General features: G+C 37.3%; 15 protein-coding genes. 10 read left to right on the top strand and 5 right to left on the bottom strand.

Going from position 1 to position 14,255, the window contains the following annotated elements; translation table 11 throughout:
* Positions 1–221: 221 nt before the first annotated feature.
* The 3 genes from QRX23_RS09425 to QRX23_RS09415 all read left to right on the top strand — a co-directional run bounded on the left by QRX23_RS09425 (position 222) and on the right by QRX23_RS09415 (position 2,556).
* Complete coding sequence (locus QRX23_RS09425) at positions 222–1,637, top strand: glycoside-pentoside-hexuronide (GPH):cation symporter (RefSeq protein ID WP_330155413.1); 1,416 nt, start codon at positions 222–224, stop codon at positions 1,635–1,637.
* Positions 1,638–1,647: 10 nt separating this feature from the next.
* On the top strand, positions 1,648–1,893 hold the full coding sequence (locus tag QRX23_RS09420) for a hypothetical protein (protein WP_131474101.1): 246 nt from the start codon (positions 1,648–1,650) through the stop codon (positions 1,891–1,893).
* A 174-nt stretch (positions 1,894–2,067) separates the two neighbouring features.
* Positions 2,068–2,556: a cysteine hydrolase family protein gene (locus tag QRX23_RS09415; RefSeq protein WP_330155412.1), complete on the top strand. Its 489-nt coding sequence runs from the start codon at positions 2,068–2,070 to the stop codon at positions 2,554–2,556.
* Positions 2,557–2,983: 427 nt separating this feature from the next.
* On the opposite strand, the gene QRX23_RS09410 is transcribed toward QRX23_RS09415, so the two are convergent.
* The 3 genes from QRX23_RS09410 to QRX23_RS09400 are packed head-to-tail and all read right to left on the bottom strand — an operon-like array spanning position 2,984 to position 4,847.
* Positions 2,984–3,355, bottom strand: coding sequence for a CHY zinc finger protein (locus QRX23_RS09410; RefSeq protein WP_330155411.1), 372 nt, complete (start codon positions 3,353–3,355; stop codon positions 2,984–2,986).
* On the bottom strand, positions 3,297–4,274 hold the full coding sequence (locus QRX23_RS09405) for a biotin--[acetyl-CoA-carboxylase] ligase (protein WP_330155410.1): 978 nt from the start codon (positions 4,272–4,274) through the stop codon (positions 3,297–3,299). The genes QRX23_RS09410 and QRX23_RS09405 overlap by 59 nt, the downstream gene beginning before the upstream one ends.
* 12 nt (positions 4,275–4,286) lie before the next feature.
* Positions 4,287–4,847, bottom strand: coding sequence for a biotin transporter BioY (locus QRX23_RS09400; protein ID WP_140836677.1), 561 nt, complete (start codon positions 4,845–4,847; stop codon positions 4,287–4,289).
* 214 nt (positions 4,848–5,061) lie between these two features.
* On the opposite strand from QRX23_RS09400, the gene guaD reads away from it, so the two are divergent.
* Positions 5,062–6,402: a guanine deaminase gene (gene guaD / locus QRX23_RS09395; protein WP_330155409.1), complete on the top strand. Its 1,341-nt coding sequence runs from the start codon at positions 5,062–5,064 to the stop codon at positions 6,400–6,402.
* A gap of 47 nt (positions 6,403–6,449) precedes the next feature.
* Positions 6,450–7,796 carry a uracil-xanthine permease family protein gene (locus QRX23_RS09390; protein ID WP_330155408.1) on the top strand — a complete coding sequence of 449 codons (1,347 nt, stop codon included), beginning with the start codon at positions 6,450–6,452 and terminating at the stop codon, positions 7,794–7,796.
* A 144-nt stretch (positions 7,797–7,940) separates the two neighbouring features.
* Here the strand turns inward: QRX23_RS09390 and QRX23_RS09385 are convergent, their stop codons facing one another.
* The gene (locus QRX23_RS09385; RefSeq protein ID WP_330155407.1) at positions 7,941–8,633 is read right to left on the bottom strand and encodes a 1,4-beta-N-acetylmuramidase; all 693 of its coding nucleotides are present in this window, start codon (positions 8,631–8,633) and stop codon (positions 7,941–7,943) included.
* Between the two features lie 270 nt (positions 8,634–8,903).
* Here QRX23_RS09385 and QRX23_RS09380 point away from each other — a divergent pair, with 270 nt between their 5' ends.
* The 5 genes from QRX23_RS09380 to QRX23_RS09360 all read left to right on the top strand — a co-directional run bounded on the left by QRX23_RS09380 (position 8,904) and on the right by QRX23_RS09360 (position 13,137).
* Positions 8,904–9,416, top strand: coding sequence for a TetR/AcrR family transcriptional regulator (locus tag QRX23_RS09380; RefSeq protein WP_330155406.1), 513 nt, complete (start codon positions 8,904–8,906; stop codon positions 9,414–9,416).
* 12 nt (positions 9,417–9,428) lie between these two features.
* The gene (locus QRX23_RS09375; protein ID WP_330155405.1) at positions 9,429–10,484 is read left to right on the top strand and encodes an ABC transporter permease; all 1,056 of its coding nucleotides are present in this window, start codon (positions 9,429–9,431) and stop codon (positions 10,482–10,484) included.
* A 3-nt stretch (positions 10,485–10,487) separates the two neighbouring features.
* Positions 10,488–11,162, top strand: coding sequence for an ABC transporter ATP-binding protein (locus QRX23_RS09370; RefSeq protein WP_330155404.1), 675 nt, complete (start codon positions 10,488–10,490; stop codon positions 11,160–11,162).
* Positions 11,163–11,545: 383 nt separating this feature from the next.
* The gene (locus tag QRX23_RS09365; RefSeq protein WP_330155403.1) at positions 11,546–12,679 is read left to right on the top strand and encodes a vitamin B12 independent methionine synthase; all 1,134 of its coding nucleotides are present in this window, start codon (positions 11,546–11,548) and stop codon (positions 12,677–12,679) included.
* 203 nt (positions 12,680–12,882) lie between these two features.
* Positions 12,883–13,137 (top strand): hypothetical protein, encoded by a 255-nt coding sequence (locus QRX23_RS09360; RefSeq protein WP_002828216.1) that lies wholly within the window; start codon positions 12,883–12,885, stop codon positions 13,135–13,137.
* 114 nt (positions 13,138–13,251) lie between these two features.
* Here QRX23_RS09360 and QRX23_RS09355 read toward each other — a convergent pair whose 3' ends face one another.
* Positions 13,252–14,217, bottom strand: a complete 966-nt coding sequence (locus QRX23_RS09355; RefSeq protein WP_408068649.1) for an alpha-hydroxy-acid oxidizing protein — start codon at positions 14,215–14,217, stop codon at positions 13,252–13,254.
* Between the last annotated feature and the right edge of the window lie 38 nt (positions 14,218–14,255).

Below are 14,255 nucleotides of genomic sequence, written 5' to 3'. Positions count from 1 at the left end.
TGTAATTTATAAAAATGATTAATAGTTACAAATAAACTTTGTGAAAAAATGGTTGCACATTATTAATTGATTTGCTAGTATACACTGAGTAAGCGCTTTCTTCAGGTGCTTATGGATTTTTAGAAATATTAATCGGGATGATTACTTAAACAGTAATGTCAAGATTTTTTATTTAGCGGCCTAGGAACCTGCACTAAAAATTCACATACTGAGGAAAAATAATGAAAAAATATGTATCATTTGCGCTTGGCGCATTTGGCCACGATGCATTTTATAATACATTGAGCCTATATTTTGTTATGTTTGTTACTAGTCAGTTGTTTACGACTAATGATGCCGCTTTTAATACCCGCATGATTGGATATGTTACATTGTTGATGACTGTTATTCGTATTGCAGAAATCATGTTTGATCCAATGATTGGTGGGGCAGTTGATAATACGAAAACAAAATGGGGTAAATTTAAACCATGGTTATTAGCAGGAACAATTGTGGCGTCGTTAATGTTGGCGTTAATTTTCACTGATTTTGGTGGCATTGCGATTAGTAAACCCATACTTTACTTGGTTTTGTTTGGTATCGCATTTTTGACCTTGGATGTTTTTTATTCATTTAGTGATATTGCGCTATGGTCAATGTTGCCAGCTTTGTCTATGGATAGTAAAGAGCGTACTAAGTTTGGTACATTCTCACGTTTTGGTTCAACTTTAGGTGCACAAAGTGTCATCATTGTTATTGTTCCGTTAGTTACATTGTTTTCTAGTTGGTTTGGCGCAAAGCATGGTGATCAGAACGCGATGGGATGGTTAGGCTATGCAATTGTCATTGGTTTGTTAGCATCATTTGGTGCCATCTTCTTAGCACGAAACGTGAAAGAAGATAAGAACTTGATTCGTGAGAATGTTGAGCATACTCGGTTTAGAGATGTGTTTAAAGTTATTGGCTCAAATGACCAATTAATGTGGTTAGCATTAAGTTACTTCTTGTTTGCGTTTAGTTACGTTATTAATAATTCATTATTGTTGTACTACTTCCGTTATGTCCTTGGACATGCTGAAGCATATTCATATATTGGAATTATTACATGTGTATTAGGTGTTATTTCTGTCGCAGCGTTCCCAATGTTAGCAGAAAAAATTTCACGTAAGTTTGTTTATATCGGTGGAATTGGTGTCATGTTCATCGGCTTTATTATCTTTACGTTGGCAGGGCAGAACTTATTCTTAGCCTTGTTAGCAGCATCGATTATATTTTTCCCATACCCAATGATCTTCTTGTCAACATTAATGACAATTAGTGATTTGGTTGAATATGGCCAATTGAAAAGTGGTAAACGAAATGAAGCGGTGACGCTTTCTGTCCGTCCATTGATTGATAAATTAGCAGGAGCGTTCTCAAATGGAATTGTAGGACTTGTTGCAGTTGGAGCAGGAATGACTGGAAATGTGAAGCCTAGTGATATTACGTCATCAGGATTATTCCAATTTAAGGCATTTATGTTCTACATACCAATGGTACTCTTAATTATTTCAGCAATTATTTTCTTGCGAAAGGTTACTCTTACTGAAGAAAAACATGCTGATGTGGTCAAAGCGCTACGTCAGAAATTGGGCGATAATTCAGCTGAAGTAAATTAATTGGGAGATATTGATTATGAAAAAAGATGAGCTTACATTAAATCCTGAAGCATTTGCATTGGCTGTTTTAGGTGGAAATTTAAAAGAAAAGAACGAAGAAAATAAAACCTATATTAAGCGACAGCTAACACTATACCTTGAAGCATTATTAGTAGCTCAAGATTTTAATGGGTTAGAGGAAAGCCAGTTAGAAGCGGTTCGTGAAGCTAAAAAGAATCAGATACTAGAGAAGCTGATTGAACGTCGGTATAGTTAAAATCATAATCTAGTCAATAGATAGCACAAACCTAAGTCATTTGGGTTTGTGCTTTTTTATATAAAAATTTTTAGAAGTCAACACTAAACAATAATTGCTAATACTAGTGACTCAGATAAGAATATTGTATTCTAAATTAAAGTTAAGTTGACTGTATGCAAAAAGGAGGCACTGATGAAAGCATTATTAGTTATTGATTTACAGAATGGTGTTTGTAACGAAGATGGACGTATTTATAATTATGATTCTTTGATTCAAGGTGTGAATGAGCGTATCAAAGCATACAGAAAGACAGCAGATCCTATAATATTTGTGCAACACAACGATGCAGAACTTGTCAGAAATACGGTAGCGTGGGAATTAGTTCCTGAGCTAGATGTTTTACCAACGGATTTTTTCGTTCAGAAAACACACCCTAATGCCTTTTTTAATACGGAACTACAATCAATTTTAGAAAATTTAAATGTGCAGGAAATTGAAATCTGTGGTGCACAGACGGAATACTGTGTTGATACAACGATTAAAGTTGCCCATGATAGGCACTATCAGCTGAGCATGCATCGTGGGTTAGTAGCCACTAACGATAATGAATTTATGACTGCTGAAGAGACTGGGGAATTTTTTGAAGGCATTTGGAATCATACCTTTTTGAAGTTGGAATAAAAGATGATATCCCAACCTTTTTTTACTAAAAATGTCTTAATTATAGTCATGAAAGTTGTCTAGCATAAACGTGTTCCAAAAGTCTGAAACCTTGCTGTAACAACAATTAAGTGATTACGGCCCTGCGCTTTGCTACGAACCAAAACCACCTAATTATCGTTACAATCGGTTTTAAACCAACTTTTTTCACACTCCCTCATAAACGCGTTCCAAAAGTCTGAAGCCTCAATGTAACGCAATTTACGCAATCCCTGTCCTTCGCTTTGCTACGGCCAAGAATTACGTAAATCACGTTACACACCGGCTTCAAACCAACTTTTGTCTCGCTCTCGGTTCTAATAAATATTTAAATTAAAAATAGCTAAGCTAGTCATTTTCTGAACAGATTTCAAAAAATGATAGCTTAGCTATTTTTGTACCAAGATAATTATGATTCAAAATAAATTTCATGGTGTAACGCACACCGTGGATTAAATGCATGATGGCAGTTTGGACATGAATTTTGTGAATAATCCTGATAATTCATAATATGATGACAAACCCCGCACATGACGGATTTGTCTTCCGGTTTGGCAGGCATGAATTCATGTGACATGATTGCATCATGACACTGGTAGCAAGCGAAATATTGATGACATTGTGCACATTTTAGGGCGACAATATCATTGTTGGTATGGTAATGCAGACAACGTCCGTATGAATCCAATTGGATACCATGTATCACTATGCTTGCGTCGTTTTTATCTGAAGACGGTTGTTTTGATAACTTCGCCACTTGTAAATGATTTTGTAATGCCATTTTCATCCTCAATAATTAAGCCGCCATCATTGGCAATTTGTTTTGCCGTACCGGTTATCATTTTATTGCCTAGTTTTAAAGTGACGCGTTTCCCAATGACGTTAGAACGGCGTCGGTACTCTGCTAGAAGTGTGGGAATGTCACCATGTTCATAGGTGTTAATAATGCGGTTAGCCAAAGTAACCAGTAATTGATTGCGATCTACTTTAACTTGACTGTTGATGCCCTGAGCAATGTTTAATAATTCTTCAGGGAAATTATCAGTCGTTAAATTTAAACCAACACCCATGATAAATGCTGAAGCTGATTTTGATTCTAGCTCAATATTTGCCTCAGTAATAATGCCACCAACTTTTTTATCATGAATGAATAAATCATTGACCCACTTTAAATCAATCTGTTCATCAGGGAAGAATTGCTCTAAGGTTTGGGCAATCACAACAGCCATACTAGTTGTTAGTAAACCAACTTGTGACCAATCATCTGTCGTATTTGGCAGGATGATCGTGAAGTATAGCCCACTGGTTGCTGGTGAATAGAAGGCACGACCACGGCGACCATAGCCGTTAGATTGAGATTCAGCAGCGAAAATAACGGGTTTTTGGATATGGTGTGATGTCAAATATTGCTTTGCCAGATGCTGGGTTGAAGTTACCTCTTGTTCAACAAATACATCATCGACGAGACGATTATCTAAATAATAATGAACAACGTCTTCATCGAGCATTGGTGTTTCAATATATTGATAGCCTAAGTTTTTTCGACTTTCAATTTGATGATGCTTCTTTTTTAAAGCATTAATCGCTTTCCAAATACTTTCCCGACTGATTTGCAGATCTGTTGCTAACTCATCGCCTGAAAGCCATTCGCCTTGATGAGCCAGTAGCTCGAATAATACTTTTTGTTTGGTTGTTGTCAAAATAATCTCCCTCTAGAAAATCCCTTGTAGAGCGGGAAGTTTTCTTAATCGTCTAGCCAATATAACTGATAGTATTGCTTTAATCATATCACCAGGTAAGAAAGCAATGTTAGAAAGTAGTGCAGTAGTTAATGACATGTGTGATTGAATGGCTAGCCAAATTGAACCAATAACATCAATAAAAAAGACACCAGCAACAATGACAACGATTAATTCAGCCCACCAAGAAAGTTGGTTATTCTGTTTAAGTAGGTAAAGAATTGCGCCCAAAACTGCTGGTACAAGTAACCAGGCAATTAAGTAACCACCAGTTGGTCCAAGAAAAACAGCAAATCCGCCGCGCCCGCCAGATAATACTGGTAGTCCAAAAAGTGCTAAGGCGAGGAATAGCGAGATGGATAGTGTGCCGTATTTTGCCCCTAATAATTCAGTGGTTAGTAAGACACCCATATTTTGAATGATGATTGGAATGGGGATGAATCCCAAGGGAATTCCAGGAAAAACACCAAGAATAATTAATATGGCGGTCATCATAGCCGCTAGGGTCAGTTTCCGAGTCTGTTGATTTTTCATGTTAATTTTTATATCCGTTCTGATAAATTTGAGAATGGTTTCATTATAGACATTAGTAACCCATAAATCAATATAAAGGTTACTAACTAATTAATACGAACAATTAAACGACTTTTATTTGTTAAGTTAGTTATTTTTGTGAAAATAACAGTGATAATTAAGTTAATGTTTGTTATAATTTTATTGATTAAAGGGTAGCAATATTTTTGAGGTGATGATGATTTATAAAACAGTTTTAAAAGGTCGTTATTATACGGCAATTGATCAAAATCAAGTCGATTACCAACCAGATAGTCTAGTTTGTATTGACAATGGTGGGACGATTGCCCGAGTCGTTCTGGCAGATGAGGAAGACTATACGACAATTATTCATACCGCTGAACAGACTGGCACACTGGTGTCATTAGCTGATGACCAGGTGATATTACCTGGATTCATTGATTTACATGTTCATGCACCGCAGTGGCCAAATGCTGGATTAGCATTGGATCGACCATTATATGAATGGTTGGAAGAATATACTTTTCCATTAGAGGCTAAGTTTAAAGATGCTAAGTATGCACATTTGGTTTACGACAATCTTGTCGAAACTTTATTGGCAAATGGGACAACCACAGCACTTTATTTCGGTTCTGTTGATAATACTGGTAATTTAGAGCTTGTTAAATCTTGCTTGTCACATCATCAGCGCGGTTTTGTTGGTAAGGTCGTTATGGACAATCCAGAGCAAACGCCGGACTATTATCGTGATGAATCAGCTGCGGTGGCTTTAGATGAAACGGAAAACTTTATCCATGAAGTTGAAAAATTAAATAAAGATCAGCCTATACCAGTAACACCAGTTATTACGCCTAGATTTTTACCATCTTGTACGGATGAGGTACTATCTGGACTAGGAAAATTGGCAAACAAATACAATTTACCAATCCAATCACATTGTAGTGAAAGTGATTGGGAAAATGGGTATGCATTAGAAACACATGGTAAACGAGATGCAGCTGTGTTGGATGAATTTGGTTTATTAACAGATAAGTCGGTCATGGCACATGGTACCTTATTAAACGATGAAGATATTAAACGATTCAAGGACCGAGGCGTTGGTGTTGCCCATTGTCCGATTTCAAATGTTTATTTTGGTAATGCGGTCTTCCCAGCTAAGAAACTACTTAGTGAAGAGGTTAAAGTAGGTTTGGGAACAGACATTTCTGGTGGTTACGATCCGAGTGTCTACCAAAATATTCGCCAAGCGATTATGTCGTCACGAATGCTCGATGAAGGGGTAGATAGTGAGATATCACCTGATTTACGTGGTAAACATCAGGCAGCAATTACTGCCAAAAATGCATTTTATATGGCAACAATTGGTGGTGCAAAAAGTTTGAATTTGACAACCGGACAAATTAAGCAAGGATATGCGGCAGATTTGCAAATTGTTCATAAAAAGTATCCAACATTTGGTCATCAAGGACCAGAAGATACGTTTGAAAAAATTATGTATCAAACCACAGTATCAGAGATTGATCATGTGATGACGCAAGGTGTTTTTGTTAAATAGGATGTTTCATGTGGAACATAGTGAACTAAAAGGAGAAGAGAAAGTTCATGGCTGAAGAAAAAAGTGGTTTATTAATTGGTGCAAATGACAAGGTACCAGTAGTGGAAGCAGGATTATTAGGTCTGCAACACGTGCTGGCGATGGATGTATATGTGCCACCACTAATTATTGCTGGATTGCTCTCAATGAGTACCACACAAACGTCAGGATTTTTGCAAGTTGCCTTTCTGGCGTGTGGTATTGGGACGTTGTTACAGACGTCTATATTTATGAAAATGCCAATGTCACAAGGCCCTTCATATGTGCCAATCGGTGCTATTGTGGGTGTGTTTATGGCTAATGGTGCTGCTAATGGCGGTATGGCTGCTGTTATTGGTTCAAGTGCTGTTGCAGCAATTTTGCTGATTTTGCTAGGATTATCGGGTGTTTATCAAAAGATAGTTAATACATTGATTCCATCAATCGTTGGTGGAACGATTATCACTTGTGTGGGACTGTCATTATTGCCATCAGCATTGAATGATAATATTTTCAAAGCGAGTGGTAATATTTATCAGAATATCGAATTAGCTGCTATTACAATGATTGCGTTGCTAATTTCAATTGCAATTGGTACGCATTTCCCACAATTACAAAGAGTGTTTAAAATTGGTTCAATCGTCATTGCATTGGCAGTTGGAACAATCGTTGCAAGTTTTATGGGATTGATGGATTGGTCAACAGTTGCAAAAGCTGACTGGTTCAGTTTGCCACAATTCACAGCGCTACATTATGGTATCAGTTTTAACTTATCAGCTATTATTACATTTATTATTATCTTTATGGTCTTAACAACTGAAACAACTGGTACTTGGTTTGCAATGAGTGCTGTTACAAAAGAAAATATCACAAATAAGCAGTGGAATCGTGGTGTGATTGGTGAAGGATTAAGTTGTTTAGTTTCTGCACTACTAGGTAGCACACCAATGACAGGTTACTCAACAAATGCAGGAGTTGTTTCAATTACTGGTGTTGCTAGTCGTCGGGTATTTGTTGCTGCAGGAACTTGGTTTGTTATCTTAGGATTTTTCGGAAAGTTATCAGCATTGCTGGCTGCAATTCCAGCAGCAGTTATCGGTGGTGTGTTTGCAGTCATCGTTGTTATCATTATGTTAAGTGGTTTGAATGTTATTGGTGATTTGAACATGACAGGAAATAAGGGTTACATTATCGGTGTGCCAATTGTCATGACTTTGGCACTAGTATTCTTGCCAGAAAAGGTGGTCAACGATGCACCACAAATGTTGCAATACCTGTTAGGCTCACCAATTACGGTAGCAGCAATTACAGCTGTTGTTTTGAATTTATTATTATCAACTAAAAAATCAGTCGCTTCAGTATCTACGGCTAATTGATATATTTTTATCACAAAAAGTTGGGACATTCTATTTTGTCTCAACTTTTTTTATATGCTTAAATTTCCATTTAAATTGATATAAGTACAAAAAACCGATACCAACGATTTCTCATTGGTATCGGTTTAAAATAGGGGGTTAATTTTACTGATCAGGCATCATGTATCGAAGGTAGTAAGTGTTATCCTTACCGAAGTAATACATATGACCATCAATGTAGTGGTAACCCTGTACTGGTTGTCCATCACTTTCGATGAAGTACTTATGTCCATAAGCACTCACCCATCTACTTGTTTGACGAATACCATTCTCGAAGTAGTTGTATCTACTGTTTAACATGCGGAATCCTGTATAAAGTTGTCCGTCTTCAATCCAGCGCCAACCGACACCTTCAAAGTTAATGTAGCCACTTGGTACTTCTTCACGAAGGTAGTAGGTACCATCTGAACCGAAGAAGTAGGCGCGACCGTTAATAAATTGATAACCTTGAACAGCGCGTCCATTGCTATCAAGATAATAGGTTAATCCGTAAGCATGTGCCCACTGATTATTTTGACGAACACCATTGTCGAACCAATAATATGAGCCGGCATAGTAACGTACACCGGTATATGGTTTACCGTTTTCTAACCAATTATATCCACCGTTTGCAGTTGAAACTTCTGGTGAATAAACGTAACCTGTTCGATTATCTTGTTGTGTATTTGTTTGTTGCGTGGTGCTTGCAGTAGTATCTGCAGAAACAGGTGCTGTCGGTGCAATAGCCAATCCACCTAGAACGGCACCTCCTACTAAGGCTGACACTAATGAAGCTTTACTAATAAATCTGTTTCTCATTTTGTGTTCCTCCTTTGTATATTATTAATTCTAACAAAGAATGACGTTAAATGTTACTAATAAGTGTCTTTATTGTGTCAAAAAGGTTACATAAAATAGTCTAGAAAACTGTTAAATCAAACTTAAAAGTGATTTTATTAGAATTTTTATTTTAAGCAACAATATGTGTATTCAGTGTTTGTTTTTCTAAGTTGACACAGTGTCACTTTTTGTTATACTGAAGATGTAGAAAAGTGACACCGTGTCATTTTTAGAAAGTGAGAGATAACAATGGTTTCAAAAACATTTGAAAATTTGGCTGAAGAAAAACAGCACCGTATTCGTCATGCTTTATTGAAAGAATTTTCAACACATCCATTAGCAGAGGCACAAGTGGCTCGAATAGTTGCAGATTCTGGTATTGCGCGAGGTGCATTTTATAAATACTTTAAAGATTTAACGGATGCCTATAACTATGTATTGGGTGTCGCACTATATGAAATTCATCGTATGATTCCTGAAACACCCACAGTTGATAACGTTGAAACTTATATTTCAACCATTGAAGCGTTCGTTTTAGAAACAGATAAGACTGGATACAGAAGTCTAATGACACAACATTATCGGTATAATGAAGGATTTTTAGGTAACGAACCAACCAAATTAATGGTGGGAGATAATGGTCCAGAGCAATGGGCGATTACAGTTCTTTATCATCAAACGATTCGTGACATTATTTTAGATCCGGATACAATGACTGAACGAATAACACAATTACGTACAATTTTGACAGGCAAACATTAGAGGGGGTATGGCATGTTCTTAGCTCTGAAAGAGATTAAGAAGGAAAAATTAAGATCAAGTTTAATTGTTGCGATGATTGTTTTAATCGGGTATCTGATTTTTATTTTGACGAGTTTGGCTTTGGGATTAGCACGACAAAATACAGACGGTATCAACTCGTGGCACGTTAATCAAATAACTTTAAACGCAAATGCTAATGTAGATATGCGTCAATCATTTCTAACGGCTGATGAAGTTGGTAGTCTCAGTGAGAGAGAAGCTCTAATTGGGCAAACATCAGTCGTCGCTAAAGCAAAAAATCATAAGCAATTATCAGCAGTGTTTATTGGACTTAAGTCATCACAGTTCATTTATAAAAATATCAAACTTGAAAGTGGACATCATGTTAAAAAGTCACATGATATTGTCGTAGATACATCTTTCAAGACATCAGGTTATAAGTTGGGTGACCAAATTAAGTTGAACGATGACAAACAGAAATATAGGATCGTTGGATTTACAGAAGGTGCGAAATTAAATATTGCGCCAATCGTATATGGTCAAATGCAAACATGGAAAAGTTTACGTGGTTTGACGGATGGTCCAGTTGCATCAGCAATCGTTTCTCAAGATGCTAAATATGAAAATGATCATCATGGTGTTAAAACCTACACGAAACAGCAAGTTATTGATAAACTGCCAGGTTATCAGGCACAAACAGCAACTTTTGTGTTGATGATTGGGTTCTTGATGGTTATTTCTTTGATTATTATTGCCGTCTTTTTGTATATACTCACCATGCAAAAAATTCCAAATTATGCAGTACTACGAGCACAGGGTGTACCAAGCAAGGTGTTAGTTTGGGCTACAATTTGGCAGTCAGTATTGTTAGTAATTAGTGGTTTGATCATTGCGACAGCTTTAACAACAGTGACAGCATTAGCAATTCCAGCAACTGTACCGATGGCATTTGATGTGCCGGCCCTTAGCGGTGTAGGTCTTGGATTATTGTTGATGGCGCTAATTGGTAGTTTAATTCCAATTAGGTCGGTGCTGCATGTCGATCCAGTTTCTGCGATAGGAGGTTAACCAATGAATTCATTTTCTGTAAGAAATGTTAATCAAATTTATGGTGAAGGTACGGCAAAAGTACATGTACTGCATGATGTGAATTTTGAGGCAGAACCCGGAACGTTGAGTTTGATTATGGGACCATCTGGTTCAGGTAAAAGTACATTTTTAACCATTATTGGTGGTCTGTTAACACCAACAAGTGGGCATGTTGAAGTTAATGGCGTTGACTACGCGAAACGTTCCAAAAAAGAACGTGACCAGATGCGACTAGATGCGATTGGCTTCGTGTTACAAACGTATCATCTCTTGCCATATCTAACGGTAGCAGATCAATTTAAACTGGTTGATAAAGTAAAGCCAGAGGGGAATTTATCAGCACAAGCTCTTGATGATGTACTGGAAACTTTGGATATTAAGTCACTGATGCATAAATTTCCCAATGAACTTTCAGGCGGACAGCAACAACGTGTCGCAATTGCACGAGCTTTATACCCAGACCCATCAATTATTCTTGCGGATGAGCCAACAGCGGCCTTAGATAGTGCAAGAGTGACAGTTGTCGCTAAGTTATTAAAGGATTTAGCGATTAAACATCACAAATCTGTTATCGTTGTCACCCATGATATGCGTTTAATTAACGCGGCTGATCATGTTTACGAAATGACGGATGGTTCTTTGACGAAGCAAAGCTAAACAGGTTACTGACTTTTAAAATGAGAAAAATAGTGAATTTTAATTTACTTGCGAATTATATATTACAGTGGTAAACTCATTGTTAATTAAAACAACATTAAAAATATGATGAGAAGAGTAATTGCTACGACGCTTTAACAGAAAGCCTTGGGGATGAGATAAGGCATGGGGAACGGCGATGAAGATGAGCTCTGATAATTTTCACTTTGTTAACGCAATTTGAACGGGTGGAACCGTTATGATTCCATTGAGGCATTATTTTTTATAGAATAATGTGAACTGGGGTGGTAACGCGAAAATTCGGCCCAAAGGTAAGCAATTATCTTTGGGTCGAATTTTTTTGTTGTTTTAATAAATTAAAGAATTTTTGAGGGGTATATACTATGACCGAAGCAACTGCAAGTAAAATCAAGTTTCCAAATCGCTATGACATTGTTGGTAGTTTTCTAAGAACAGATGAATTAAAAGCAGCACGAGAAAAATTTGAAGCCGGTGAAATTACACAGGCGCGGCTGACAGCAATCCAGTATGAAGAAACCAAGAAGATTGTGGACAAACAAGTTGAACTAGGGTTAAAAGACGTCACTGATGGAGAGTTTAATCGTTCGTGGTGGCATCTCGACTTTTTGTGGGGATTAAATGGTGTGGCAACCTATGACTATCAAGAAAGTTATAAATTTCATGGTAGTAAAACGCGAACTGACAATGTTAAATTAGTTGGCAAGGTCGCTTATAATCCTGATCATCCCTTCTTTGATAGTTTTAAATATCTCGCATCGATTACACCAGATGGGATTACACCTAAACAAACGATTCCTTCTCCTTCAATGCTTTTCCGTGATAACCGCAGTGATAATTGGTCAGAATTCTATGATACTTATGAGGAGTATCTAACAGATTTGGCAAGTGCCTATCATCAAACAATCTTACGCTTTTATGAATTAGGCGCACGTTATGTGCAATTAGATGATACAACATGGGCCTTTTTGATTAGTAAGTTACATGAAACGGCAGATAATCCTACAGAACATCAGAAATATTTGAAAATTGCACAAGATTCAGTCAAAGTCATCAATGACTTGTTGGCAGACTTGCCAGAGGATTTAACAGTCACTACGCATATTTGTCGTGGAAACTTTAAATCAACATACCTATTCTCAGGTGGATATGATGACGTTGCTGAATATTTAGGACAACTAAATTATGATGGTGTCTTTTTGGAATATGATGATAGTCGTTCAGGATCATTTGGGCCACTGGCTAAGATTTGGCACGGTGATGAAAATAAGCGAATAGTACTTGGCTTGATTACTTCAAAAAAACCAGAATTAGAAAATCAGGATGACATCATTGATAGAGTTCATGAAGCAGCACAATTTGTGCCATTAGAGAACCTTGCTTTATCAACGCAATGTGGCTTCGCGTCAACTGAAGAAGGTAATAAATTGACTCAGCAAGAGCAGTGGGATAAGCTCAAATTCGTTATTCAAACGGCTGAAAAAATTTGGCACGATTAATTAATTATTGCATTGGGTAATATCTAAATAACAGCGACTATTTATCGAACGATTCGATGAGTAGTCGCTTATTTTATTGATTGACACTTAAAATGTAAGCGCTTAAATAGTTGGTAAAAATCTGCTATACTTAGAATAAGTAATTAAAATTAATCGCAAAATTAAAAAGGAAACACCAGGCTTCCTTTGAAAGGATAATTGTCATGACACTAACACCTCGTATTTCAATCGCAACTATGATGACCGTTTTGCCACTAAAAGGGAAGATATTTTTTGAAAAATCAGCAGATGGCTATTTTACAACATCAGATATTGGTCCAAAGATAACTATTGTTGTTAAAGATCCAGCCGATGTTGAACAAATGCTAACAGAATTTAATTATGTTATTGATGAACATTCTGTTGATGAACACCAGAATGAACTCATTCAATACACTGATTTGGCATTGGCTGAATAAGCGAATTCATGAATGACAAGGTGAAAATAGTTTCCTAAAGCATATGATTTTAAAAAAGAGCCAGCAATGCTACCGATTTCTAGTTGGTAGATTGCGGGCTCTTTCATTTTTTAATTATTTAAATAATTGCGTATGCTGGACATCGGCGATTGTTTTTGTACCAGCTAATTGCATGGTAATTTTTAGTTCATGGTTTAAATGATTAACAACATCCGTTACGCCTTGAGCACCGCCTAAGGCTAGACCGTAAATAATTGGACGAGCCAAGGCAACTAAATCAGCACCAGCTGCTAATGCCTTAAAAACGTGTGATCCTCGACGGACACCACCGTCAAAGATAATTGGCACTTGATGATTAACTGCTGTGGCAATTCCTTTTAAAACATCAAATGATGCGGGACCACCATTTAATTGACGACCACCGTGGTTAGAAACCCAAATACCTTGGGCACCAGCGCTGATTGCGAGTAGGGCATCCTCAGGAGTTTGGATACCCTTTATAATCACAGGTAAATCAGTGTAATCAATAATACGTTTTATATCAGAAACACCAATTTGATGGGCTTCATTGTCGAACACATCCTTACCGTGACCGACACCAGCATCTGATTGTCCTAATCCGACTTGATAATCTTCCAAGTTGGCCATGGGTAGTGGAAAGTGAAAGTCGTTGACTATGTCTGCCTCACGATAGCCCTCAGCAGTCAGATCGGTCGTGATGACGATGGCTTTGCTGCCGGCTTCTTTGGCTTTATCTAATAAAAATTTATTGAGATCGTTATCTTGGCTAAGATATAGTTGAAAAAATTGAGGCGCACCATGTCCTGCGGCAGCAGCATCCGCAATTAGTTTTGATGAGTATGTACTTTGTGTCATTAGTGATCCGGTAGCGGCCATACCTTCTGCCGTAGCGGCTTCGCCACGAATATGTGCAATACCTTGTGCTGCCGCTGGTGCCATGACAAGTGGTGTGTCCAACTGCAAACCGAAGATACTGGTTTTGGTTTCTGGTTCGCTAATATTTGATAATACATGTGGAAGAATTTGAACCCGGTCGAAAGCGATTGTATTTTCGCGCAAAGTCCATTCATCTTCTGAACCACCTCTGATAAATTCAA

Origin of the sequence: Weissella paramesenteroides, assembly GCF_036327715.1 — a bacterium.
In the GTDB taxonomy this organism is placed as follows: domain Bacteria; phylum Bacillota; class Bacilli; order Lactobacillales; family Lactobacillaceae; genus Weissella; species Weissella paramesenteroides.
This window is presented reverse-complemented; position numbering and strand designations above follow the sequence as displayed.